Annotated in this window: 23 protein-coding genes and 1 pseudogene; 15 read left to right on the top strand and 9 right to left on the bottom strand. The window is 61.1% G+C overall.

All coding sequences use genetic code 11. The features are described 5' to 3' along the window. Positions 1-58 precede the first annotated feature (58 nt). Positions 59-406 carry an RNA-binding protein gene (locus ACF8NF_RS17715; RefSeq protein WP_016445960.1) on the top strand — a complete coding sequence of 116 codons (348 nt, stop codon included), beginning with the start codon at positions 59-61 and terminating at the stop codon, positions 404-406. Positions 407-561: 155 nt separating this feature from the next. Here the strand turns inward: ACF8NF_RS17715 and ACF8NF_RS17710 are convergent, their stop codons facing one another. Further along, positions 562-2,796 (bottom strand): NADP-dependent isocitrate dehydrogenase, encoded by a 2,235-nt coding sequence (locus tag ACF8NF_RS17710; protein ID WP_016454629.1) that lies wholly within the window; start codon positions 2,794-2,796, stop codon positions 562-564. Between the two features lie 110 nt (positions 2,797-2,906). Between ACF8NF_RS17710 and ACF8NF_RS17705 the strand changes: the two genes are divergently transcribed. The 8 genes from ACF8NF_RS17705 (at position 2,907) to ACF8NF_RS17670 (ending at position 12,048) form a co-directional block, all read left to right on the top strand. Then, on the top strand, positions 2,907-3,419 hold the full coding sequence (locus ACF8NF_RS17705) for a hypothetical protein (RefSeq protein WP_288899209.1): 513 nt from the start codon (positions 2,907-2,909) through the stop codon (positions 3,417-3,419). A 21-nt stretch (positions 3,420-3,440) separates the two neighbouring features. Further along, on the top strand, positions 3,441-4,850 hold the full coding sequence (locus ACF8NF_RS17700; RefSeq protein ID WP_016454628.1) for a GntP family permease: 1,410 nt from the start codon (positions 3,441-3,443) through the stop codon (positions 4,848-4,850). 307 nt (positions 4,851-5,157) lie between these two features. After that, on the top strand, positions 5,158-6,195 hold the full coding sequence (locus ACF8NF_RS17695) for an aliphatic amidase (RefSeq protein ID WP_012205469.1): 1,038 nt from the start codon (positions 5,158-5,160) through the stop codon (positions 6,193-6,195). A 73-nt stretch (positions 6,196-6,268) separates the two neighbouring features. After that, the gene (locus ACF8NF_RS17690) at positions 6,269-7,126 is read left to right on the top strand and encodes a CbbQ/NirQ/NorQ/GpvN family protein (RefSeq protein WP_133073739.1); all 858 of its coding nucleotides are present in this window, start codon (positions 6,269-6,271) and stop codon (positions 7,124-7,126) included. Positions 7,127-7,138: 12 nt separating this feature from the next. Next, positions 7,139-8,866 (top strand): nitric oxide reductase activation protein NorD, encoded by a 1,728-nt coding sequence (locus ACF8NF_RS17685; RefSeq protein ID WP_392450985.1) that lies wholly within the window; start codon positions 7,139-7,141, stop codon positions 8,864-8,866. Between the two features lie 80 nt (positions 8,867-8,946). After that, positions 8,947-10,095, top strand: a complete 1,149-nt coding sequence (locus ACF8NF_RS17680) for a transporter substrate-binding domain-containing protein (protein WP_016445955.1) — start codon at positions 8,947-8,949, stop codon at positions 10,093-10,095. Positions 10,096-10,097: 2 nt separating this feature from the next. Next, entirely contained in the window at positions 10,098-10,787 is a 690-nt protein-coding gene (locus ACF8NF_RS17675; protein ID WP_392450984.1) for an ANTAR domain-containing response regulator, read from the top strand. Positions 10,788-11,019: 232 nt separating this feature from the next. After that, positions 11,020-12,048, top strand: a complete 1,029-nt coding sequence (locus ACF8NF_RS17670) for a hypothetical protein (RefSeq protein ID WP_392450983.1) — start codon at positions 11,020-11,022, stop codon at positions 12,046-12,048. Positions 12,049-12,632: 584 nt separating this feature from the next. On the opposite strand, the gene ACF8NF_RS17665 is transcribed toward ACF8NF_RS17670, so the two are convergent. From ACF8NF_RS17665 to ACF8NF_RS17650, 4 genes are all read right to left on the bottom strand, one after another. After that, a complete protein-coding gene (locus ACF8NF_RS17665) occupies positions 12,633-13,559 on the bottom strand; it encodes a hypothetical protein (protein WP_374005233.1) in 927 nt (308 codons plus the stop codon). Between the two features lie 27 nt (positions 13,560-13,586). Beyond that, the gene (locus ACF8NF_RS17660; protein ID WP_227740751.1) at positions 13,587-14,228 is read right to left on the bottom strand and encodes an IPTL-CTERM sorting domain-containing protein; all 642 of its coding nucleotides are present in this window, start codon (positions 14,226-14,228) and stop codon (positions 13,587-13,589) included. A gap of 523 nt (positions 14,229-14,751) precedes the next feature. Then, positions 14,752-15,891 carry a hypothetical protein gene (locus ACF8NF_RS17655; protein WP_392450982.1) on the bottom strand — a complete coding sequence of 380 codons (1,140 nt, stop codon included), beginning with the start codon at positions 15,889-15,891 and terminating at the stop codon, positions 14,752-14,754. Between the two features lie 413 nt (positions 15,892-16,304). Continuing rightward, positions 16,305-16,436, bottom strand: coding sequence for a hypothetical protein (locus tag ACF8NF_RS17650; protein WP_257763298.1), 132 nt, complete (start codon positions 16,434-16,436; stop codon positions 16,305-16,307). Between the two features lie 188 nt (positions 16,437-16,624). On the opposite strand from ACF8NF_RS17650, the pseudogene ACF8NF_RS17645 reads away from it, so the two are divergent. Continuing rightward, a pseudogene (locus ACF8NF_RS17645) lies at positions 16,625-17,035 on the top strand (hypothetical protein); the annotation flags it as partial. Between the two features lie 207 nt (positions 17,036-17,242). Then, a complete protein-coding gene (locus ACF8NF_RS17640; RefSeq protein WP_343739723.1) occupies positions 17,243-18,559 on the top strand; it encodes an IPTL-CTERM sorting domain-containing protein in 1,317 nt (438 codons plus the stop codon). Between the two features lie 60 nt (positions 18,560-18,619). On the opposite strand, the gene ACF8NF_RS17635 is transcribed toward ACF8NF_RS17640, so the two are convergent. Continuing rightward, on the bottom strand, positions 18,620-18,898 hold the full coding sequence (locus ACF8NF_RS17635) for a hypothetical protein (protein WP_016445950.1): 279 nt from the start codon (positions 18,896-18,898) through the stop codon (positions 18,620-18,622). A 166-nt stretch (positions 18,899-19,064) separates the two neighbouring features. On the opposite strand from ACF8NF_RS17635, the gene ACF8NF_RS17630 reads away from it, so the two are divergent. Next, positions 19,065-19,556 (top strand): hypothetical protein, encoded by a 492-nt coding sequence (locus tag ACF8NF_RS17630; RefSeq protein ID WP_392450981.1) that lies wholly within the window; start codon positions 19,065-19,067, stop codon positions 19,554-19,556. Between the two features lie 42 nt (positions 19,557-19,598). On the opposite strand, the gene ACF8NF_RS17625 is transcribed toward ACF8NF_RS17630, so the two are convergent. From ACF8NF_RS17625 to ACF8NF_RS17615, 3 genes are all read right to left on the bottom strand, one after another. Further along, complete coding sequence (locus ACF8NF_RS17625; protein WP_392450980.1) at positions 19,599-21,014, bottom strand: HD domain-containing phosphohydrolase; 1,416 nt, start codon at positions 21,012-21,014, stop codon at positions 19,599-19,601. A 97-nt stretch (positions 21,015-21,111) separates the two neighbouring features. Next, the gene (locus tag ACF8NF_RS17620) at positions 21,112-21,489 is read right to left on the bottom strand and encodes a hypothetical protein (RefSeq protein ID WP_343739721.1); all 378 of its coding nucleotides are present in this window, start codon (positions 21,487-21,489) and stop codon (positions 21,112-21,114) included. Between the two features lie 126 nt (positions 21,490-21,615). After that, positions 21,616-21,846: a hypothetical protein gene (locus tag ACF8NF_RS17615; protein WP_343739720.1), complete on the bottom strand. Its 231-nt coding sequence runs from the start codon at positions 21,844-21,846 to the stop codon at positions 21,616-21,618. Between ACF8NF_RS17615 and dusA the strand changes: the two genes are divergently transcribed. From dusA to rsxB, 3 genes are all read left to right on the top strand, one after another. Next, entirely contained in the window at positions 21,836-22,813 is a 978-nt protein-coding gene (dusA, locus tag ACF8NF_RS17610) for a tRNA dihydrouridine(20/20a) synthase DusA (RefSeq protein ID WP_016445948.1), read from the top strand. The two genes, ACF8NF_RS17615 and dusA, sit on opposite strands and share 11 nt — an antisense overlap. 167 nt (positions 22,814-22,980) lie before the next feature. Beyond that, entirely contained in the window at positions 22,981-24,354 is a 1,374-nt protein-coding gene (locus tag ACF8NF_RS17605; protein ID WP_016445947.1) for a polyhydroxyalkanoate depolymerase, read from the top strand. Between the two features lie 23 nt (positions 24,355-24,377). Continuing rightward, positions 24,378-25,094: an electron transport complex subunit RsxB gene (gene rsxB, locus ACF8NF_RS17600; protein ID WP_392416868.1), complete on the top strand. Its 717-nt coding sequence runs from the start codon at positions 24,378-24,380 to the stop codon at positions 25,092-25,094. Positions 25,095-25,124: the final 30 nt, after the last annotated feature.

Here is a 25,124-nt window from a genome sequence, read left to right as displayed (position 1 = left end):
TCCGCCTGCATTCCAACGGTGCGCCCGTTTGCGCACATCTAAGCAAAGAGGTTTTCCTATGACCACCAAAATCTACGTGGGCAATCTGCCCTACTCCGTGACCGACTCCAGCCTGGAAAGCAACTTCGCCGAATTCGGCAGCGTGGCTTCCGCCAAGGTCATGATGGACCGCGAAACCGGCCGCTCCAAGGGCTTCGGTTTTGTGGAGATGGCTTCTGCCGAAGTCGCCCAGGCCGCCATCACCGGCCTGCACGGCATGTCCGTGGACGGACGCTCGATTGTCGTGAACCTGGCGCGTCCTCGCGAAGAAGGCCGCAGCTCGGGTGGCTACAGCCCGCAAGGCTATGCAGGCAAGCGTGCCGACGTCGGCTATGGCAATGGCGGCCACGGCGGCGGTCGCTACTGATAGCGTCCAATTCCAAGAAAACCGGCTCTTTGGGCCGGTTTTTTTTCGCCTGCGGTTTTCTGCCGATGTCGGCATGAAAAAACCGGCCGCCCTTGCGGGCCGGCCGGTCATGCTTCAAGCCTGCCGGGGTCTGGCCCCGGCAAAGGCGAAGTGGCTTACCGCAGCGCGTCGATGGCGGCGTTGAAGGTGGCGCTGGGGCGCATCACGGCGTCCATCTTGGCCACGTCGGGCTGGTAGTAGCCGCCAATGTCCACGGCCTTGCCCTGCACGGCGCGCAGCTCTTCGATGATCTTGGACTCGTTGTCCGCCAGCTGCTTGGCCAGGGGAGCGAACTTGGCGGCCAGCTCGGCGTTCTCGGTCTGGGCAGCCAGGGCCTGTGCCCAGTACAGGGCGATGTAGAACTGGCTGCCGCGGTTGTCCAGCTCGCCGGTGCGGCGCGAAGGCGACTTGTCCTCGTCCAGCAGCCTGCCGGTGGCTTCGTCCAGGGTCTTGGCCAGCAGCTTTGCGCTGTCGTTGCCGTTCTTGATGCCCAGGTCTTCCAGCGACACGGCCAGTGCCAGGAACTCGCCCAGCGAATCCCAGCGCAGGTGGTTTTCTTCCACCAACTGCTGCACGTGCTTGGGAGCGGAGCCGCCGGCACCGGTTTCGTACATGCCGCCACCGGCCATCAGCGGCACGATGGACAGCATCTTGGCGGAGGTGCCCAGTTCCATGATGGGGAACAGGTCGGTCAGGTAGTCGCGCAGGATGTTGCCGGTCACCGAGATGGTGTCCAGGCCACGGGCCACGCGCTCCAACGTGTAGCGCATGGCGCGGACCTGCGACAGGATGTGGATTTCCAGGCCCGTGGTGTCGTAGTCCTTGAGGTAGGTGTTGACCTTCTTGATCAGCTCGGCCTCGTGCGGACGGTAGGGGTCCAGCCAGAACACGGCAGGCATGCCGGAGTTGCGTGCACGCGTGACGGCCAGCTTGACCCAGTCGCGGATGGGCGCATCCTTGACCTGGCACATGCGCCAGATGTCGCCCTGCTCCACGTTCTGGCTCATCAGCACTTCACCGGTGGCCAGGTCGACGATGTTGGCAACGCCGTCTTCCTCGATCTCGAAGGTCTTGTCGTGCGAGCCGTACTCTTCGGCCTTTTGCGCCATCAGGCCCACGTTGGGCACGGTGCCCATGGTCTTGGGGTCGAAGTTGCCGTGCCACTTGCAGAAGTTGATCATCTCCTGGTAGATGCGGGCAAAGGTGGACTCGGGCATCACGGCCTTGCAGTCGTAGGGCTTGCCGTCGGCGCCCCACATCTTGCCGCCCTGGCGGATCATGGCGGGCATGGACGCATCGACGATCACGTCGTTGGGCGAGTGGAAGTTGGTGATGCCCTTGGCGGAGTCCACCATGGCCAGCGCGGGACGGTGTTCCTGGCAGGCGTGCAGGTCACGGATGATCTCTTCGCGCAGCGAGGCGGGCAGCGTCTCGATCTTCTCGTACAGCGTGGACATGCCGTTGTTGACGTTGACGCCCAGCTCGTCGAACAGCTTGCCGTGCTTCTCGAAGGCTTCCTTGTAGTAGATCTTCACGCAGTGGCCGAACACGATGGGGTGCGAGACCTTCATCATCGTGGCCTTGACGTGCAGCGAGAACAGGATGCCGGCGTCGCGGCAGTCGTCCAGTTCCTTTTCGTAGAAGTCGCACAGCGCCTTCTTGCTCATGAACATGGAGTCGATGATCTCGCCGGCCTGCAGCGCGACCTTGGGCTTGAGCACCACGGTCTTGCCGCTCTTGGTGGTCAGCTCCATCTTGACGTCGCGGGCCTTGTCCAGGGTCATGGACTTTTCGCCGTGGTAGAAGTCGCCGTGCTCCATGTGCGAGACATGGGTTTGCGACCACTGCTTCCACTCGCCCATGGAGTGCGGGTGCTTCTTGGCGTAGTTCTTGACGGCGGCGGGAGCGCGGCGGTCGGAGTTGCCTTCACGCAGCACGGGGTTCACGGCCGAGCCCAGGCACTTGCCGTAGCGCGCCTTGATGTCCTTTTCCTGGTCGTTGGACGGGTTCTCGGGGTAGTCGGGCAGTGCGTAGCCCTTGCCCTGCAGCTCCTTGATGGCAGCCGTCAGCTGGGCCACGGAGGCGCTGATGTTGGGCAGCTTGATGATGTTGACATCGGGCTCCAGCGTCTTCTTGCCGAGCTCGGACAGGGTGTGGGCCACGCGCTGGTCTTCGGCCAGGAATTCGGAGAACTCACCCAGGATGCGGTGGGCCACGGAGATGTCGGCGGTCTCGACATTCACGCCGGCGGGTGCTGCAAAGGCGCGCACCACAGGCAGGAAGGCACTGGTGGCCAGGCGCGGGGCCTCATCGGTCAGGGTGTAGATGATGGTGGGTTGCTGCGTGCTCATCTCTTGTCTCAGGTAGTGAAAAAGGTAGGGGTCGCGCCGCAGGCCGTCGAACCGGACATCCGCTAGGGGAAACGGGCCGGTGCAGCCTGACGCTGTAGGACCGTCACGCAATGCCCCGTCGCGCCAGCATGCTGCCCCGGCGTTTTCTGCAATGCGATCCCACAATACAAAATTCTAAGCGGAACCTGCCGGATTTTTTAAGTCTTGTAGAAGACTTAGGGTTTTACAGCGGCATTCAGGCCCTGTTTTCACAGGGAAACGGCTTGGAGCCCCTGCGTTTTCTGCCATGCAAAAAATGCTGTGGCGTGACGGACACGCAAGCATGGCAGAGCACCGCGCCACACCCAGAGCCGATACATCCACAACGATTCATCGTGCGCGAAGCAGCGGGCAAACTCCCCCGGCGAAAACCCCGTGATCAGGCGCTGATCAAGCGCTGTTCACGGCACACACAGGCCGGGTCGGAAACGCCCCCGGCCAGCACTGGCGTCTGGGGCAGCAATCGCACGCCAATGCCCGGGAACACGGGTAAACGTGGCGACATATTGCGCCAAGTCATCTACAAAGCACGCCAATTACGCCAAATTGTCATCCATCCACCTTTATTCTGTCTTTTTGACTAGAACTACTGGACTGGAGACGATTTGAGTACCCTGGCAATCGTGATTTCACTGGCGGGACTGATGTTCCTGGCCTACCGAGGCATCTCCGTGCTGCTGCTGGCACCCCTGATGGCTGCCGTGGCCGTGCTGCTGTCCGGCGACCTGGGCCACATGCTGCCGCTGTACACCAGCACCTTCATGGGCGCCCTGGGCAACTACATGCTGCAGTTCTTCCCCGTGTTCCTGCTGGGCGCGCTGTTCGGCCAGTTGATGGCGGACTCGGGCGCGGCCACCGCGATATCGCACTGGATCATGCGCGTGCTGGGCGAGAAGCACGCCATCCTCACCGTGGTGCTGGCCTGCGCCGTGCTCACCTATGGCGGCGTGTCGCTGTTCGTGGTGGCCTTTGCCATCTATCCGATTGCCAAGTCGCTGTTCCGCGCGGCCCATGTGCCCAAGCGGCTGATACCGCCCACCATCGCGCTGGGCTCGTTCACCTTCACCATGACGGCGCTGCCGGGCACGCCGTCCATCCAGAACGCCATTCCCATTCCCTACTACGGCACGAACGTGTTCGCGGCGCCGGGCCTGGGCATCATCGGCGGCATGACCATGCTGGCCCTGGGCCTGTGGTGGCTGCAGTCGCGCGCGGCCAAGGCGCGCGTGGCCGGCGAAGGCTACGGCGACCATGACGATGCCGTCGAGCAGGGCCTGCATGACGAAAGCGACCCCGCCCTGCACAGCCGCCGGGACCTGCCGCTGCTGCTGGCCCTGCTGCCGCTGGTGCTGGTGATCGCGGTCAACGCGCTGCTGACCTACGGCGTGTTCCCGCAAATGGATTTCGGCTTCCTCAAGGACCGTTTTCCTGCCGTGAACCCGGCCAAGCAGACGGGCCTGTGGGCGCTGATCCTGTCCCTGGCCGTGGCCTGCGCCGCACTGGTGCTGCTGGGCCTGGGCCGCTGGCGCAATCTCAAGGAGTCGGTGAACAAGGGCGTGCTGGGCTCCATGCTGCCCATCTTCAACACCGCCTCGGAAGTGGGCTACGGCGCCGTCATCGCGAGCCTGGCCGGCTTTGCCATCATCCGCGAGGCCGTGCTCAACGTGGCGCCCCACAACCCGCTGATCTCCGAGGCCGTGGCCATGAACGTGCTGGCAGGCATCACGGGGTCGTCGTCCGGCGGCCTGTCGATTGCACTGTCCACGCTGGGCAAGGACTACCTGGCCATGGCCGCCCAGCTGGGCATCAGCCCCGAGCTGCTGCACCGCGTGGCCGTGATGGCGGCCGGCTGCTTCGACACCCTGCCGCACAGCGGCGCCATCATCACGCTGCTGTCCATCTGCGGCCTCACGCACCGCCAGTCGTACGGCAACATCGCCATCATGACCATTGGCGCGCCCCTGCTGGCCCTGGTGCTGGTGATCACGCTCGGCACCATGTTCGGGTCCTTCTGAGTGACCAGGGCGCAGAGCGCGCGCGGGAAATACCACGGCATCGCGCCCGCCACAACCGGCATATGACGTATATGCGCGGGGCGGGTGCATGGCAACAATGCATGCACGGCGATAAGGCATCGCCCCGGTTCATTCCCGCATCACCGACAAGACGACATCCGCTGCCAAAGCTGCCAGCGCCGATGTCGGGCAACAAGGCCCGAACCGCTCCCTGACCTGGAGCGGTTCGGGCCTTTTTTTGTTGGCCGGGAATCGAGGGGGCAGCGATGCCGCACGCCGCCCCCTCAACCCCTTCAGGAGCAGCAGCATGAGACACGGAGATATTTCCAGCAGCAACGATTGCGTCGGCGTGGCGGTGGTCAACTACAAGATGCCGCGCCTGCACACCAAGGCCGAGGTGCTGGACAACTGCCGCAAGATCGCGGACATGCTGGTGGGCATGAAGCGCGGCCTGCCGGGCATGGACCTGGTGATCTTTCCCGAGTACTCCACGCACGGCATCATGTACGACGCCAAGGAGATGTACGACACGGCCAGCGCCATCCCGGGCGAAGAGACCGAAATCTTCGCCGACGCCTGCCGCAGGGCCAATGTCTGGGGCGTGTTCTCGCTGACCGGCGAGCGCCATGAGGAGCACCCCAACAAGGCGCCGTACAACACCCTGATCCTCATGAACAACCAGGGCGAGATCGTGCAGAAGTACCGCAAGATCATGCCCTGGGTGCCCATCGAGGGCTGGTACCCGGGCGACTGCACCTATGTGAGCGAAGGCCCCAAGGGCCTGAAGATCAGCCTCATCATCTGCGACGACGGCAACTACCCCGAGATCTGGCGCGACTGCGCCATGCGCGGCGCCGAGCTCGTCGTGCGCTGCCAGGGCTACATGTACCCGGCCAAGGAGCAGCAGATCATGGTCTCCAAGGCCATGGCCTTCATGAACAACTGCTACGTGGCCGTGGCCAATGCGGCGGGCTTCGACGGCGTGTACTCGTACTTCGGGCACTCGGCCATCATCGGCTTCGACGGCCGCACCCTGGGCGAGACCGGCGAGGAGGAAATGGGCATCCAGTACGCCGAACTGTCCAAGCACCTGATCCGCGATGCGCGCAAAAACGGCCAGTCGCAGAACCATCTGTTCAAGCTGGTGCACCGGGGCTACACCGGCACCATCAACTCCGGCGACGGGGACAAGGGCGTGGCCGCCTGCCCCTACAACTTCTACAGCCAGTGGGTCAACGATCCCGAGGGCACACGCGAGATGGTGGAGTCCTTCACACGCACCACCGTAGGCACGCCCGAATGCCCCATCGAAGGCATTCCGCACGAGGCGCCCAAACACCGCTGACAGCGTCCTGCCTCCGCAGCCTGCAGGCCCGGGGGCAGGCCCGCCCATGAACACGGAAAGGTGAAGAGTGAAGATGAGCACGACAACAACCACAGGCCCGCTGCACGCTCCTGCCAGCCAGGCCGCCGACCCGCTGGCGGCCTACCGCATCGAGGAAGAGCCCTTCTACCGCCCTTCGGGCCGCGAAGTGCAGCTGTACCGGCAGGCCTACCAGCACCGCATGCCGCTCATCCTCAAGGGCCCCACGGGCTGCGGCAAGACGCGCTTTGTGGAGTACATGGCCTGGGCACTCAAGCGCCCCCTGGTCACGCTGGCCTGCAACGAGGACATGACAGCCTCCGACCTGGTGGGCCGATACCTGCTGGATGCCGACGGCACGGCCTGGCACGACGGCCCGCTGACCCTTGCCGTGCGCCACGGCGGCATCTGCTATCTGGACGAGGTGGTGGAGGCCCGCCAGGACACCACGGTCGTCATTCACCCGCTGACCGATGCGCGCCGTGCCCTGCCGCTGGACAAGAAGGGCGAGGTGGTGCATGCCCATCCCGACTTCCAGCTGGTGGTCTCCTACAACCCCGGCTACCAGAGCAGCGCCAAGGACATGAAGCCATCGACCCGCCAGCGCTTCGCGGCCCTGGACTTCGACTACCCGGCGCCCGAGATCGAGGCGGACATCGTGGCCCACGAGACCGGCATTGCCCCGGCCACCGCTCGCAGCCTGGTCAGCCTGGCGCGCAGCACGCGCGAACTGCGCCACCGGGGCCTGGACGAAGGCGCCTCCACCCGCATGCTGATCTACGCAGGCCTGCTGATGCGCGACGGCGTCTCGGTGCACGACAGCTGCGACATGACCATCACCAGCGCCCTGACCGACGACCCCGACACCGCCGCCGCGCTGCGCCAGCTGGTCGAAGCCGAGTTCGGCGCCTGAGGGCCGCGCGCCATGGCCATCGTCTCCGCTGCCTTGCCCGAAGAGTCCCGTCTGCTGCACACGCTGGGCCTGCTGGCCAGCGGCCTCGCGCGCCAGCCTGTCGCCGTGCAGGCGCTGGCCAGGGCGCCGGCCAGTGCCCCGGCGCCGGGCCAGGCCCACGCCCTGCCGCCGCGCGCCGTGCTGATCAGCCAGCCTGCCCGGCTGCTGATTCCCGCCAACTTGCCCATTCAGGCAAACCTGCACGCAGCAACGATGGCCCATGCCGCAGCCCATCTGCGCTTTTCACCCGCCCGCCAAGACAGCATCGCCCTCAAGCCCATGGGCCAGGCCGTGGTGGGCGCACTGGAAGATGCGCGCGTGGAACGGCTGCTGTGCCTGCAGCACCCTGGCGTGCGCCGCTGGTTCGAGGCCTGGATCGCGCCCGAGCCCGACCCATCCGACCTGGGCTTTGCCGCCTTCATGGCCCGGCTGGACCGCATGCTGCTGTGGCCAGGCCGCATGGACGGCAACCACTGGATCCACAAGGCCCGTGACCTGTTCGAGGACACCGCCACGCGCCATGGCCTGGAGGACTACGCCGCATTCCGGGCCATTGCCTCCATCCTGGCCAACGACCTGGGCCAGATGCGCGTGCGCATGGACCCGCAGCACCATGCCGTGCCCAGCATCTACCGTGATGACAACAGCTACCTTTGGCAGCACTCGGAGTCACCCCAGGACCCGAACGACAGCCTGGCGCTGCAGCAGACCGCAGCACGCGCGGCCCAACAACCCCCATCCCCCTCCGCCGGACCACAGCCCGGAGGGCCAGAAGGTCCGTCGCCTGACCTGGAACTGTCCCGCAACAGCTACCCCGAATGGGATCGCAGGCTGGAGCGCCTGAAGACGGACTGGTGCACCGTCATCGACACCCTACCGGCCTGGCAGTCCGAAGCAAGGCCGGGCAATGGCGCCACCTCCCGACTGCAGACAATGCCGCCCCTGCCGCTGCCGCCCGCACGCCAGCTGGACCGGCGCCAGCGCCTGCGCCGCCAGTGGGAAGGCGACGACCTGGACTTCAATGCCGCCATCGAGGTCCAGGTGGACCGCCGCCTGAACCTGCGACCGGAACCTCGCCTTTTCATGCGGGCCGGCAAAGGCCCGCGCCCCACCAGCGTGCTCGTGCTGATGGACGCTTCCGAATCGGTCAACACGCCCGGCCCCCACGGCGCCAGCCTGCTGGAGCTGGAGAAACAGGCGGCCCTCATGCTGGCCGAATCGCGTGCAGGCCGCAGGACCGGCGTGGACCGCCTGGCCATCCACGCCTTCTCGTCCAACACGCGCGCCGAGGTCCGCTACCTGCGCCTGCTGGACTTCGGCCAACCCTTTGCCGCAGCAGCGGCCACCCGGTTGCAGGCACTGCAGGGGCGCCATTCCACACGCCTGGGCGCCGCCCTGCGCCACGCCAGCAGCCTGCTGGCGGCCGAGCCTGCCGGCCAGCGCCATCTGCTGGTGATCACCGATGGAGCACCCGCCGACATCGACGTGCATGACGACCGCTACCTGATCGAAGACGCGCGCCACGCCGTGCAGCAGGCCCGCGCCGCAGGCATACGCATCAGTTGCCTGGCCGTGGACAGCCAGGCCGACGGCTATGTGCGCCACATCTTTGGCGGGCGCAACTACGGCATTGCCGACGACGCGCGGCATCTGCCAAGGCGGCTGTCCCAGATGGGCGCAAGGCTCGCAGCCGGCCGCTGACCACGGCAAGCGCCACGGAAATCTCGATTAACCTGAAGCCTGCAAAGAACGCACGCCAGCACCTGGCATACAAGGAACCCATGAACGACCCCGTCAGAGTCGGCATTCTTTACTCGGCCACCGGCACCACATCGACCATAGGCCAGTCCCAGCTGCAGGGCGCGCAGCTGGCCATCGACGAAATCAACGAGTCGGGCGGCCTGCTGGGGCGTGAACTGGTGGCAGTGCGCTACGACCCGGCCTCCACGCCGGCCCGCTATGCGGCGCTGGCCGAGCAGCTCATCGTGCGCGACGGCATCAACGTCATCTTCGGCTGCTACATGTCCAGCAGCCGCAAGGCCGTCATCCCCATCGTCGAGAAGTGGAACCGGCTGCTGTTCTATCCGACGCTCTACGAAGGCTTCGAGTTCTCGGGCAATGTCATCTACACCGGCGCCGCGCCCAACCAGAACAGCGTGCAGCTGGCCGACTACATGACCAGCAGCTTCGGCGCGCGGGTCTACCTCATCGGCTCGGACTACATCTATCCCTACGAGTCCAACCGCATCATGGGCGAGCTGGTCATGCAGCACCCGGGCAGCGACAAGCTGGGCGAACACTACCTGCCGCTGGACGCCACCGAGCGCGACTACGCGGCCATCATGCAGGACATCCGCGCAAGGCAGCCGGACTTCATCTTCTCCACCGTGGTCGGCGATTCCACCGCCAGCCTCTACCGCGCCTATGCCGATGCGGGTTTCAACCCGCAGACCATGCCGATTGCCAGCCTCACCACCTCCGAGGCCGAGATCGCCCAGATGGGTGCCGACGTGGCGGCCGGCCACTTCACGGCCGCGCCCTACTTCCAGTCCATCGATTCACCGGCCAATGCGCGCTGCCTGGCCCGGCTGCGCCAGCGCCTGGGCGACGACTGCAGGCCCAACCTGTGCTGGGAAGCCGCCTACTTTCAGATGCACCTGTTCGCCAACGCCTTCCGCCAGGCCGGCAGCGACCGCATCGGCGATCTGCTGCCCCATCTGCTGGGCAGCGAGTTCGACGCGCCCCAGGGCCGCATCCGGCTCGATCCCGGCAACCACCACACCTGGCTGTACCCGCGCGTGGGCCGCGCCAATGCCCAAGGCGGCTTCACCATCGTGCGCCAGGCCACCCGGGCCGTCTCGCCCGACCCCTATCTGGTCACCCATTCACTGGGCGACTGGACCGCCAGCCTCGGTGCCCTGGAGAACTGAGCGTGGATGCCGAACCGAACAAGGACACCGGCAGCGCTGCCACAGGCCGGCCGCTGCTGGAAAGAAAGCCGCTGCTGCGCGCCACCTCGCCCCAGCTCAAGGAACTGCGCCAGCTGCGCATTGCCATCGTCCACCCCGACGACGCGGACGGCCGACTGCTGGCCCAGCAACTGCAGCGCATAGGCTGCCAGGTCCAGGCCATCTGGCCGCCCCAGCCCAGCCTGCCCGAGGGCACGGACGTGGTCTTCCTGGCCGTGCGCCCCGATCACCTGCAGTTGAACTACGCCTGGACCCAGGGCGAGGGAGAGAGCCCGCCCACCGCCATCGCCGTGGTCAACTACGAGAACCCCACCATCGTCTCCGCCGTGCTGGAGCTGCAGGTGCAAGCCATCCTGCCCTCGCCCATCCGCTCCTTCGGCCTGCTGTCCACCCTGGTGCTGGCGCGCAGAAACCACAAGGAATCACGCCAGCAGCAGCAGCGCATCGCCAAGCTCCAGGCCAAGCTGCTGGGCCAGCGCCGCGTGGCCGAAGCCAAGGCCATCCTCATGCAAACCCACCAGATCAACGAAGACCAGGCCTACGACATGATCCGCGCCCAGGCCATGAGCCGGCGCAGCTCGGTGGAGGAGATTGCCCAGGCCATCGTCCATGCGAGCGAAATACTGTCGCTGGGCAAGGGCGTGGGCCGGTGAAGGGGCCGGGCAGAAACAACGCGGACGAGTGAGGTGCTATTGGCACATCGTCATTGCGTCGGCTGCCAGGTTCAGAAACGCCGAGTATTGATGCCGTCAAGGGCGCCGCAGGCCCGTTGACTGCGCCAAGGACAAGGATGACCGGCAAGTGCTTCATTGCCTTGCAGAGGCATAGGCCCAAGCGGCCGGGATGACACAATAGCCTGATCACATCTGAGACCGTGAGAGAGCAATGACAGATCCGAAAAAGTTGCAAGAAGACAGAGAATCGGAAAGCAACATGCCCAAAAATCATCTTGGGCAGAGCCCCACTCCTCCTGCTGATCTCAGCTTACAGGCCGCAGGCCCGAGTGGATCCATCGCAGGACGTGATCACAAAGCCCTGGACAGGATGAGAGCGGCCTTGAATGCAAGCATCTCTGCCTTGTCGCCTGAAGAAATTCTCGGGAATGAAACTGCCCAATCGCCACAGAGCCTTCCGGAACCTGACCTCCAATCGGCAACATCAAGCTCAAAAGGCTCATCGCAATCACCATCACCGCCGAAAGATATCAATCTATTCCAGCAGCAGGCTTCAGGTGGTTTTGAATATGCTTCGTTTCCCCATTCCTACCCGCATGGAGTAAAAACTCCTGACCAAATATCAAACCATTCCTATATCTCATCAAAAAACTCAAAGCCCGCCAGCCATGAAAACAATAAGACCCGGGACACCCATGTTTCACCAGGGATTCCCCTCATCGAGTTCAACGCAAAAATCAGAAAATCTACACCAACCACATCAAACCCTAAGATCAATGTCAAGGTCTCAGAAAATCCCATCTCCAAAAATACACCAGATAACGAGATAAAAACTCAAAAAACACCAGACAGCCCCACCAAAAAAAGCACACCAATTCAACCCATACTGCTCAAAGTACGACCCAGCGGGGTAGACACCCCACCCCACCAACAAATAACAGGATCGACGCCGTTCAGCCACATGCTGGAGGGGCGGCGAAGGGAACAGGAAGAGCGCGAAGACAAAAGAACCGAGTATGCCAGGCGCAGCGCGATAGCTTCGGAAGCTGCACTGCGGGCAGAACGAAATCGCGCGATGGAAGCGCAAAAAGAAGCCGCCTTCTACCGTAATGAGGCCGCCCGTGCAAAGGACGAGGCAATGCTCGCCCGCAAAGGCATGTGGCTGGGACTGATGGTTGCCTTGGCTTGTGTGTCCACTGCCATCCTTGCTTACCTGATAACCGCGCCGCACCTCTGTTGAGCGGCTTTGCACCATGACCCAGTCCAGCCAGCCCCGGACAGGCCACGTCTTTACCCTCCCTAACATAATTTAGGGTTGCCTGCGCCCTGCCCCTTGACCGAACCGGCGGCCACCGTCGTCTACAGCGCCGCTGCCGCCGCACGGCGACCATCCTGCCCAGGCTGGCGACAGATGGATTGGCCGCCTTCTTAGGGATCGGAACCGCGCGATGCATGGCTGCATTTCACCTGTCACCTGCAAGCAAAGACAGGCGTGCGATGGTGCAAAGCACAAAAGCGCAGGCGCAGCAGAAACTTCAATCGAAACAATGACACACCGCGAATCCCAAGCACCCGCCGCCATGTGGCCCGTTTCACCCATGATGGACTGGATACATTTTTAGAAAAATCTTTTATTTGACAATAACTTACCTTCATCCTCCAGTCACCATGTAGCAACTTTGCTGCACCTGGCAGCTGAGCGGACTTTTAGGGCGAGTATGGCCGCGCTGGGTTCTACAGGCAAAACTGCGACGAGCAATGCTTCAGTAATAATTATCAATAATTTCCAAAGAAAGCTCGCCTGCATGCAGAAGACAAACCAGTCTAATCGCTCAATTTTTCCAAAATAAGCGTAGCGCCATTACCCGCTTGCAAAGTAACTGCTGCAACTATTCCAAAAAACTGAAGATTCAGTGTATCTCCAGCAGCGAGCGCCAAAATTGTTTCACCATCAAATCTTGAAACGGAAATCGAGGGATTCTCCGTAAGCGGAACAACTCCTGTTCCGTTCAACAAAACTCTTACTGAAACAAGTAAAGAGTTGGTGAGTTTTATAGAATACTTAATTCTATATCTGCCACTCGATTGAACGGTGAATAATGTGTTTGCACCATTAGCAAAGAAACCTGAGATGTTCTGCGACTGAGGCAATGGAATATCGGTCCCACCGAGAACCACAGCTATTACAGAACCGCTAGTGTTGTGAGCAGCCATCGAGGTGGCGGTAGTTCCTCCAGCCCCTGCTGGTCCAGTGGGGCCTGTGGGACCAGGCAAGCCAATATCACCCTGCGCCCCCGTCGGACCTTGAAGGCCCGTGGCACCAATGGGGCCTTGAGCGCCTGTCTGGCCCGCTGGGCCTTGAATGCCAATCGGACCTGTGGGGCCCGCCGGTCCTGCCTGGCCGGTGGCTCCGGTCGCGCCCGCCGGTCCTGTGGCACCAGTCGCTCCGGTTGCTCCCGTTGGACCCGGGTTCCCCACAATCGCCCCTGCTGCGCACTTGCCCAGCCGCCCCGTCGCGTCGTCATAGCAGGCCACGCTGCCAGCCTCCGTTGTATTAGACAGGTTGGGCAGATATACATCGCCTGTTTCCATCACCCGGAGCCGCTCTGCATTGCCTGCATTGTTCTTGATGACGAATCCACCATTGGCCGGTGGTGTGATGGTGATGTCGGCGCCGCCAGGAGCCGCCACTGCAGCGCCGCTCAAGACGATGGCCGCGGCGAAAGAGACAGAGCGCAGCGTGAATTTCATGGTTTTCATGGTCTGAATGTGTAGTGGCTAACGTTGTGCAGTGCGGCGCTGACGCCAAAGCGCCAGTCCCATGAGCACAGAGAGAAGGACCAACCCATACTCGCTCAGTGTGGGAATGGCCGCAGCCGATGGGCCGGGACCTGCACCGATCTGCACAGTGGGCGGAACCGTCGCATTGGTGCGTACCACCGTCGCACCGGGACCCAGGTTGATGACCGCAGTGCCGCTGGCAGCCTGCAGCACCACAGGCTGACCAGGCACTCCCTCGACGGTCAGCGTCCCGAGCACGGTGATATTTGCCCCGACAGGCAGCACAAAGGTGCGGCCCGTGCTGCTCCTGATGGTCAGGTTCTGCACGACCAGGGTGCCGCTGAGCTGGCTGGTGTTGCCCGGATCGCAGCCGTCGCGCAGCTCGATCGTGTTGTTGCCGGCATTCAGTGATCCGTTGATCTGCAGGTCACCACCCACCGACAGCGTTCCGCCACTGTTGGTGATGGCGGCGGTACTTGCGAACGTAGCCGAAGAATCGACGGTCAGCGCGCCTCCCAGGTCCAGGGTTCCTTGCATGTCCAGCGCAGAGCAGGACAGGTCCACGGCCCCGCCCGGCGGGACAACCAGAGAGCTGCCCGGTGGATAGGACCACTGGGCCGCTGCGTTGGAGGACAGCATGAGGGCCAAGCCTGCTCCACCCAGACATCGCCAAAGGGAAAACTTCATCAGACAAGTTCCGTTGCACCTGAGCGCAAGGTGCGCACAAGTGAAATGATTGAAAGTGTCAATCATTGTCAACAGAAACAAAAAATTAAAAATTGAGTTTTTCAACCAAGAAAACATTCGCGTTTGGCACGGGAATCCGCAGCATTGACTCCAGCGGACGGGCTCTGCCGTTCCCGATCCCGGAGGCGCATCGCTAATCCATCTTCTGATTCACGGTCTCAATTGACTGCGTTTAGCAGGGCCATCGCCGCCGCCCATCATGAAGTACATCGATGGAGATAACGCCAAGCTCGAACAGGTCAATGCCGCCATCGGCGGCGCTTTAGGGGGGGGCTGCGGTATGCATTAACTCGCGGACGGAACTCCGTCGAGGCTGTCAGGCTTGGCACGACGTGCTGATGCCCGCGAACTGAGGCTTCACATGGTCGGCTGATAGCGGAGTGCTTTCGCCTACAAGAGAGGCCTCTCAGCAAACCTACTTTGTCGCGGCCAGTTGGCTGATTCTCTGCATTGCGTTGTAGATTTCGCCAGCCATATACGAAGAAATCACTTCACTGCTAACGCCAGGAACGAGGGCAGCGCTTCCCTTCTCAGCGGAAGCGCTCCAATGCAGATTAAACAAAAGCTCCTTCATATCGGCAGACTCCATTACATCAGACATCAGCCCGTGAAATTCCGTAATGATCTCCATACGCTTCTCGCCATCCTTCGCCAGCTTGCAAAGCTGCTGAAACCAAGATGCTCCACGCAGGTATTCTAGGAATTCAAGTACTTCAGGTTGATATACACCCTCCTGCCCATCAACCAAGAACTCTTTCCCTGGCGCAAAAGTATCACGATAACGGAGAAGCTCCTGTAGCTCATCAGCATTGATGTCAAAATCCAGCGCTGCCAACTTCTTGCGCGGCACTTTTAGCCAGCGCAGTTTCATTTCATGTACATCGCTCGTAATGCGCTGCGGAACCTGGCTCACACCCTTCTCATACATCTGGATATCCTGAACAAGGAGAGGACGTTTCCCGATCAGGGAGGTTTTTGCCTCCTCACAAGCCCGGATGATCCAGTAAGATTGATCCTTGTCTCTGGCACTGAAGCTCGTGGAACTCCGGGCAATGAACTGAATATTTTCTGCCATTTCCCAAGCCACCACTGCCCAATAGCGGTGATCCGTCAGCTTCTCTCGGGAAGGCGATTCGTCATGAATATACTCATTCCATGGACCGCTGGGCACAGTTCCGATGGCGGCAACCACTGCGGTCTTTTCATGGGTTCCCAACCATCCATAGCCATGAGCCTTGCCCCCTTCGAAAACACATAGAGCGTAGTCTTTACTGCTCTCCTCTGATTCAAAACGGACGAAGCTTCCATCTCGCACAAAAGAAGCCAGCGCCTCAAACTGTTCGGATACCTGTTTGGTTATTTTATCAACATCAATCTCATCAATTATCAGCAGAGTTTTTTGATATTTTCCATGCCAGCCAATAGCTGCCATTGCGGCATCCAACGGCATATCCTCGGCAATCCATCCCTTGTCCTGCAGAAGCTTGGAAATCTCCTTGCCTTGCTTCTTGGCAATCTTGATGTTGATTTCAGTCTGACGAAAAGCGATACCCATTGCCAATTTCCTCTGAATATTTATCGCAAGCCTTGACACAGCTTCAGGCGCACGCATGAAACGCCCTCCCAGGCGCATGCGTTCAAGTTACGAACGCAGCTTCCCGCAGACGGAATATAGCCTCAGAGCACCCTCCGGAAGTTGACGCTTTGTCCAGTCATCACCACCTGCGGATCTATTCTCAAGCGAAGCCTGCCATTCAGAAACGATCATTCCTCGGGCGCCGAAGAGTTCGAATAATGGCTCTCAGTCCTGCCGTATTTCTTGGCCGTCGCAGTGAGCGCACAAGGGCCGTGGGCCGCTCGGACGCCCTGCGTTCCGCGCAGACCTCGCTGCGTACCGCCTCCTTGCGTACCGACTGCTCGGCCTTGTCATGGATGCGCTCCGACAGCACCCAGCTCCAGTAATCACTCTCAGCGCCTTGCGGATCGCCCCCCCTGGCTGATGTCCTGCTCTGCTGCGATCTGCCTCAGGCCCTTGATGCCGGCCCTGTAGTCCAGCTCGATGCGTTCCCACTGCGGAAACTGCTTGTATTCCGTGCTCATCCCCCGAAGCTGGCAGGCTTGGGACGACCGCCGCAGGACCAGGCCGCCTAGCCGGAGTAACTACCAAGTTTCAGTGATAGACACAATATACACAAATTCATACAATTTGCAGCGCGTTTGGTCATCAAACAAAAGTTCAGCAAACAGAGCTAGAGAGATTGCGCCGATCTCCAAAGTAAGGGAACAACATGTCTTCTGGGGTTTTCCGCACATGGGTGCTAGGCGGCATCTTTGCTCTTGTCACCTACGCCGGCTCTGCAAGCGCACAGCTGATCTTGTCCGCGTCCCACACCGATGCCTCTTGTAACGGGGCAAACAACGGCACGGCCACTGCCCAAATCACCCAGAACGGTGTTGCGCCCTTCAGCTACTCATGGAGCCCCTCTGGAGGCACAAACGCTACCGCAACAGGGCTCACAGCAGGCACCTATACAGTTACGGTTACTGACAATAACGGCCTGCAAGGAACAGCGTCTACGACCGTTGGACAGCCTGAAACATTGTCAGGCACGCAGTCGCAGATCAATCCCGTTGGAGGCAACAACGGTAGCGCAACAGTTGTCGCGACAGGGGGGACGCCTGGCTACGCTTACTCATGGACCCCCTCCGGTGGCGCAGCGGCAACCGCGACAGGACTGGCTCCCGGTCAATATTCGGTGACCATCACAGACTCCAAAGCCTGCCAAACCACGCTGAGCTACACGCTTGTAGCTCCTGCCGCCTCAGTGCAATCAGTAAGTGTTCCCCCCGACGGAACCTATAGTGCTGGACAGAACCTGCAGTTCACTGTGACCTACAGCGCTCCCGTGACCGTCACAGCTGGCGGCACACCCTCAATTCCTTTGACGATTGGTTCAACTCTGCGGCAAGCGAACTTCGTCGGTGGCAGCAACAGCTCCGCCCTGACCTTCATATATACCGTGCAGCCAGGTGATGTTGACGCAAATGGAGTGTCGTTAGGAACCGCTATCGATCTCAATGGGAGCACGATGACGAGCGGTGGCACCAACGTTGTGCTGAATTTGGCGAACGTAGGCGCCACGACCGGCGTACTGGTGAATGGACAGCAAAACCAGAACATCACGTTCCCAAACCCCGGCGACCAAACTTTCGGCACAACGCCAACACTGACCGCGACGGCCAGCTCCAGCCTGCCGGTGGCCTTCAGCGCAAACACAACTGCGGTGTGCACGGTCACCACGGGCGGCACGCTGACTTTTGTGAACACAGGCTCTTGCACCGTTGATGCGAACCAAAGTGGTAACGCAAGCTACCTGCCTGCATCACAGGTGTCTCAAACCTTCATGGTGAATGCAGCGGCACCCGGAGCCCCCACCATCGGCAACATCGCTGCAGACGACGGGCAGGCTACGGTAACCTTCACTGCACCTGCTTCCAATGGCGGCGCGCCCATCACAGGCTATACCGTGATCGCGACCCCCGTGGCCGTGCCCGGTGCGCCTGGCGTGATCACTCAGCAAGGAACGACATCCCCCATCGTCGTGGCTGGCCTGAGCAATGGCTTCACCTATAACTTCACGGTCGCAGCCTCCAACGGGACAACCGGTGCAGCCTCTGCAAGCACACAAGCCACGCCACGCAAACTGCAACTGGTGAGCGCGCCCGGCAGCGTGCCTGGCATGACCGGCATACCGTCTGCCACGATGTCCGGCGGCGGCACCACTTGCACGCTGCAACCTGGCGGCGGCTTCGGACCTGTGACCTCCACCCCACCGAACCTGCAAGCGCCCAGCGGACAGTTCGCTTTCAGCGCCGAAAACTGCACCGGATCTGTGACGATGACTCTCACCTATCCCAGCGCTCTCCCCGAAGGCGTGCAGTTCCGCAAGCCCGATGGTGTCGGCGGCTGGTTTAACCCTGCGACCGCGCTGAACGTGATCGTGGACAGCGCGCGCACCACGGTGACCTACACCATCACGGACAACGGCCCTGGTGACACCAACCCTGCCGTGGGCGTGATCGCCGATCCGCTCGTGCCCGTGCTGGCAGCAGCCCCAGCAGGCGGCGCAGCAGCCGTTCCCACGCTCAGCGAATGGGGCGCCATCCTGATGTCTGCCCTGCTGGCAATATTCGGCCTGCGCCGCATGCGCCGCAAGCGCTGATGCAGGCCTGACCTGAAAAAGCAAGGCCCGCAACTGCGGGCCTTTCCTTTGTCCGGGCGTCTACAGGCGGCGCGCGGCGATCAGCAGGCGCTCGGCCAGGGTGGGCTTTGCAGCCAATCGTCCTGCCGTTCCCAATACACCGTCGCGGCCCGTGGCTGCGCGCGCTATCAGTGCCGTGCCCAGCGCACCACTCACAAGGCGGCCCATGCCACTTTCCGCGCGCCGGGCATGGCGCAGCGCCAAGAGGCCGGCACCGAGCACAAGCCAATGCTCTCCCGTGAATCCCTTGCGAGAGTCATCCCACTTGCGCAGGTCCTGGATCTTTTCTGAAATCGCCATTCATTGCTCCTGTTGCTTCAGAGCTGTCATGGTGTGCCAGCAACAGGCTGCAGGCTGTCGGTCCCTGGGCAAGATTCCGGTGGCGAGAGTCCTACGGACGCGCAGCGAGGACCGGCCCCAGCAATCCCGCTTGATGCGCTCCCACTGCGGCGCCTGCATGTGTTCCTTGCTCATCCTGCCGAAGGTGGCAGCCTTGGTAGGCACGACGTCGAGATTTACGCCAAGTGACCATCCGTGTTTCCACGTATATTCAGATATTACTCTTGCCAAGCGTGATTTTGATAATAAATTATCAAAATCAATTACTTTGTCAAATTTTGCATCAATTGAAATATCGAGCGGCTTTCATAATAACATTTCATGCTCAAGAATTGGCATGGTGGCGCCAATAATAAATCACAGCACAGCGAGGCATAAAATGATCGAAGGCGGATGGTGGAAAGCCTATACAAAAAATGGCCGGTATATAGGAATAATCGAAGGAGATGAATTCATAGTCGGAAAAACGAGGATTTTATATAGAATAAGCAAAAACAAGCTGTATTCAACAGAAGTACCGCCTTCACTTATAGCTGACATATCAGAAAAACAAGCAATTACAACCAATGGAGAAATTCTACTCAAATTCTCAAAAACAACCAGAGAGCGAAGGCTATAAAAAACTGGACCTAGTCCAGACCAAAATAATTACTCAATCCAATCAAACAGCCGTCGCTACAGCACGAATTGGAAACTTTCGACCAAGATCAACACGCAATTGCATTCTGCGTATCAACTCTGGCGTCAAAACTCGACCTGCTGTAAGCAAGACCAAGCCTTCCCTCGATACGAAGTCTTGAGCCAAAATCATCCCTGGCCTCAGTTCTGAACAGGGAACATTAATTGGAGCCGGGTCGGTAGCAGGGGTCGCCTGAATCACAATTTGCAAGAAAGCATCCACAACCTCTGGATCAAATTGTGCTCCTCTACTATGCGAAATGAGCGTTCTTGCCTCTGCGCAAGTTAGCGGCTTACTGCTCAAATGCCCCACCATCAGGTCATCGTAAAAATCAGCAACCGCAATTATGCGAGCACCTATTGGAATATCCTTCCCCTTTAGGCCATCAGGGTAACCTGCCCCATCGAATCGCTCATGGTGAGACCTGACTAGAGTAGCGACAAGATGCGCATCATCTATCGACAGAAGCAGCTGCTCCCCCAAACTGCTATGGTTTCTATACTTATCCAGTTCCTCATGACTTAAACTTGGGACGGGCTTGCTCAACATCCCATCGGGAAGAGTAATATGAGCGATATCATGAATGAGCGCAGCGACAAAAGCATTCTGCTGCTCTGCTTCACTTAGCTGCATAATACTTGCGGTTCGGCGGGTTAGATCCGCAACGCGTCTTGAATGTCCGGCAAGTATCCCCCCTCGCCACTCAAGCAGATTTGAAAACATTCGGATCGATGCGACGAAGCTTTTTTTAAGTTTCCTATGTGCCTCCAACAATTCGTCGTCATGCTCATGGGCAGTCAGCTCAACAGTTGCATTTAGTTCTGCCAACTCCTTCGTCAGCGCTCTATTTTTTTGCTCTAGCCGAATATTCTCATAGCGTGTAATTTTTTGATCATTCAGTTGCTCAATGACAGCCAAAAATTGCTCACTATTCCAAGGTTTGACTATATGGCGGTGCAAGCCCAGCAACCGACCAAGGCCTTTCGTAATTGCCACGGGACTGCACTCCGAAAGAAAAATCACGAACAGATCAGGGGACTGCCCAACGAGATTTTCCAGCCACTGCCCACCATCCTTGTCAATTACACGCGTATTGCATATCAACAAGTCAATTCGTCCACCAGCAAACTCAGTCAACGCTTCCGGCGCACTTGCCGCCATTCGCGTATCATATCCAGCCTGACCGAGCAACAGGCCCAACCCTGAAAAATCTTCCACCTCGCAATCAACCATCAATGCTTGCAACCGCGATTGCGGCGCGAATGATTCTTGCCTCTCTCTAACATTCATTTGGCGTGCCTCCATTTGTCTTATTCGATGCATGGCCTCGCCAATATGCCATCGAAAGGCAATGTGCAGATAGAAATTCTTTACCAACACCAAATGAATGAAGATCAAATTTATCCGCTTCTCGCCACTCACTTACATCTAGCTACCATTACCCCAGTTTCGCGCAATGGATGAAATTTGCTCCAGGCAGAGCTCTCACTTGGATTCAAGGCAGTCTTGTCGGCCACGCTTGAAGCCCGGCCGCGTAGGCGGGCACCTGCGTGCGCAGCACGCTTGAGGCTGGCGCGGTCCAGCACCTGCAGCGGCGCATCAATGCCGCGCGCGGCCGAAGCATGCAGGAAGACCTGGCGCAGCCACACCATGTCATTGAGCACGGCGGCGGGCCGGCCTCGTCTTCCGTGCGCTGCTTCTTGGTGTAGCCCATCAGATCCTGCACCGTGAGCTTGGCGGCCTGGAGGTCGGCCCGACCAGAGGCCTGCAGCCGCGCGATGCCGGCCTTTTTGCAACGGCCCCACTCAGTCACGTTTTTGACCGCACTGACATAATCCCGCAGTGGCTCCCCCACTGAAATTTTCTTGCGCACGGCCTGGCGCCTGGCCAGAAGCGTGCTCCTGGTCCATCTCGTGCTCGCGCCTGCGCAGCCACCCATTGGCCAGCACTTTCCGACGGTAGGCCTGGCTTTCGCGGTGGACAAACGTGCCGTTCTCCATCAGCCGGATCTGTGCGGTGCAGGCAAGCGGGCAAGCAAGCCATCCGTGCGCTTGCGTGAAGTGATGGTCCCATCTGTTTTGCGACAGGTGAAGGATGTGGCAAAGCCAGCGAGAAAATCAGCAAAAACGGGGTTGGATGGCGAAGAACCAGGCAACGACGCCAGAGCAAAAAACCCAATCAGATCAATGACAAACGTAGAAAACCAAGCACCTGCCAGCATGTGGCGCATGTCCGTTGCACCCATGATGGACTGGACTGACAAGCACTGCCGCTACCTGCACCGACTGCTGAGCCGCCATACCCTGCTGTATACCGAGATGGTGACCACGGGCGCACTGCTGCACGGTGATGTGCCACGGCATCTGCGGTTCGAGGCCGAGGAGCATCCGGTGGCGTTGCAGCTCGGCGGCAGCGAGCCGTCGGATCTGGCGCAGGCTGCGCGGTTGGGAGCGCAGTGGGGATATGACGAGATCAATCTGAACTGCGGCTGCCCCAGCGAGCGGGTGCAGCGCGGTGCATTTGGCGCCTGCCTGATGAATGAGGCGCCGCTGGTGGCCGATTGCGTAAAGGCCATGGTGGATGTGGTGGACGTGCCTGTCACGGTGAAGCACCGCATCGGCATCGACAAGGACGAGAGCTACGAATTCGTGCGCGACTTCGTGGGCACGGTGGCCGATGCGGGATGCCGCGTGTTCATCGTTCACGCACGCAATGCCTGGCTCAAAGGCTTGTCTCCCAAGGAAAACCGCGAGATCCCGCCGCTGCGCTACGAGATCGTGGCCCGGCTCAAGCAGGATTTTCCGCAGCTGACCATTGCCATCAATGGCGGCATCAAGGCCGACGCCACCGTGCAGGAGCTGCTGCAGCAGGTCGATGGCGTGATGGTGGGGCGTGAGGCCTATCACAACCCCTGGTGGCTGGCCTCGTGGGATGCGCTGTACTACGGCGATGCTGGCGTGGAGCACACGCGCGAGTCCATCGAGGAGCAGATGGTGGCCTACATGGAGCGAGAGGCGCGCACGCACGGCACGCACTGGTATTCGATAGCCCGCCATATGTTGGGGTTGCGCAACGGGCTGGCAGGTGCGCGGCGCTGGCGCCAGGTGTGGAGCAACCACCAGTTCAAGCAATTGCCGCCTTCAGAGGTGATGCGGCTTGCGCGCACCAAACCGGCCGAAGCGGCGCTTGCCGCCTAGCGCGCCGCACTGCATTGCAGGAATGCCGGGGGTTGGGCGGCCGCCAGCTTACAACCATCAGTCAAGCTATCACTTAAGCGACAGCATTAGAGGGGTTTTACTACCAATTTTCTTAGCGTGCTGCTGATATATTGCACTGCAACAAATCCAAACAACCCCTTGTATCCATGCTCTATCAGCTCTACGAAATCCAGCGCGCCATGGTCGAGCCCTTTGCCGATTTCGCGCAGGCTGCAGCCAAGCTCTACAGCAACCCCCACTCGCTGCTGAGCCAGGGTCCGATGTCCCAGCGCATGGCCGCCGGGTTCGACCTGTTCTACCGCCTGGGCAAGGATTACGAAAAGCCCGAGTTCAACCTGCGCAGCGTCGATGTCGGCGGCGTGGACGTGACGATCCGCGAGCGGGTCGAAGTGGACAAGCCGTTTTGCGAGCTGCGCCGCTTCAAGCGCTTCTCCGACGACACCGAGACACTGCAGACCATGCTGAGCCAGCCCGTGGTGCTGATCGTGGCGCCGCTGTCGGGCCACTACGCCACGCTGCTGCGCGATACGGTGCAAAGCATGCTGGGCGACCACAAGGTCTACATCACCGACTGGAAGAACGCCCGCCTGGTGCCGCTGGCCGATGGCGAGTTCCACCTCGACGACTACGTGAACTATGTGCAGGAGTTCATCCGCTACCTGCAGGGCAAGTACGGCCAGTGCCATGTGGTCAGCGTCTGCCAGCCCACGGTGCCGGTGCTGGCTGCCGTGTCGCTGATGGCCAGCCGTGGCGAGACGCCTCCGCTGTCCATGACCATGATGGGCGGCCCCATCGATGCGCGCCGCTCGCCGACCTCGGTGAACAACCTGGCGCAGAACCGCAGCTTCGAGTGGTTCGAGAACAATGTGATCTACCGCGTGCCCGAAGGCTATCCGGGCGTGGGTCGCCGCGTCTACCCCGGCTTCCTGCAGTACTCGGGCTTCGTGGCCATGAACCCGGATCGCCACGCCAAGAGCCACTACGACTACTTCAAGGACCTGATCAAGGGTGACGACGCCAGCGCCGAGCACCACCGCAAGTTCTATGACGAGTACAACGCCGTGCTCGACATGGATGCCGACTACTACCTCGAGACCATCGCCACGGTGTTCCAGGACTACAAGCTGGTCCATGGCACCTGGGAAGTGCGTTCGCCCGAGGACAAGGTTGAACTGGTGCGCCCGCAGGACATCAAGGGCAGCGCCCTGCTGACCATCGAGGGCGAGTTGGACGACATCTCCGGCTCCGGCCAGACGCGGGCTGCGCACGATCTGTGCACGGGCATTGCCGCGGATCAGCGCAGGCACCTTGAAGTGCCGGGCGCGGGACACTACGGGATTTTCAGCGGCCGCCGCTGGCGAGAGATCGTCTATCCGCAGGTGCGCGAATTCATCAGCACCCACCAGCCCGAGAGCGCCACCGCCGCCAGCGCTGCAGGCCATGCCAGCAGCCTGAGCGATGACGCGCCAACGGCCGCCGAGCAGCCACGCAAGCGTGGCGCCAAGGTGCAGGCAGGCTGATTCCCGAGCAAGCCCGCCACGCCATGTCCTCCACCGCCATGCTCGCCCGCGACGATCTGGCAGCGCGCATAGACGCCGCGCTGCCGCAGACGCAGTGCACGCGTTGCGGCTACCCTGACTGCGCCAGCTACGCCCAGGCCGTGGCCTCGGGCGAGGCTGGCATCAACCAGTGCCCACCGGGCGGCGCTGCGGGCGTGGAGCGGCTGGCCGCATTGACGGGCCGGCCCGTTGTTGCGCTGAGCGCCGAGCACGGCATGGAAGCCCCGCGCACCGTGGCCGTGATCGACGAGGCCTGGTGCATCGGTTGCACCCTGTGCATCAAGGCCTGCCCCACGGATGCCATCCTGGGGGCCAACAAGTTCATGCACACGGTGATCGCAGCCCACTGTACGGGATGCGAACTGTGCATTCCCGTGTGTCCGGTCGATTGCATCGAACTGCACAACGCCAGCGGCCCGGCCACAGGCTGGTCTGCCTGGAGCCCCCAGCAGGCCGAGCATGCGCGCCAGCGCTATGTGCTGCACCGCGAGCGTGAAGTGGAGCGCGAGCGTTTGAGTGCAAGCCGGGCACCGACGCCTCGTGCGCAGGCAGAGCAGGCAGCCGACGACGACGCCAGCCCTCACGCACCCTGCCCCGCACCTCCCGTGGCCGAGAGCAAGCAGGCCACCATCGCCGCCATCCTGGCCCGCGCTCGTGCCCAGCGCGCGGGCGGCGGTTCATCGCCGAACGCGTGCCAGTGAAGCCCGCCAGGCGGCAGTCTGCCTTCCAGG

This window comes from Delftia sp. WSY_22 (assembly GCF_043104185.1).
GTDB lineage: Bacteria > Pseudomonadota > Gammaproteobacteria > Burkholderiales > Burkholderiaceae_C > Comamonas > Comamonas tsuruhatensis.
This window is presented reverse-complemented; position numbering and strand designations above follow the sequence as displayed.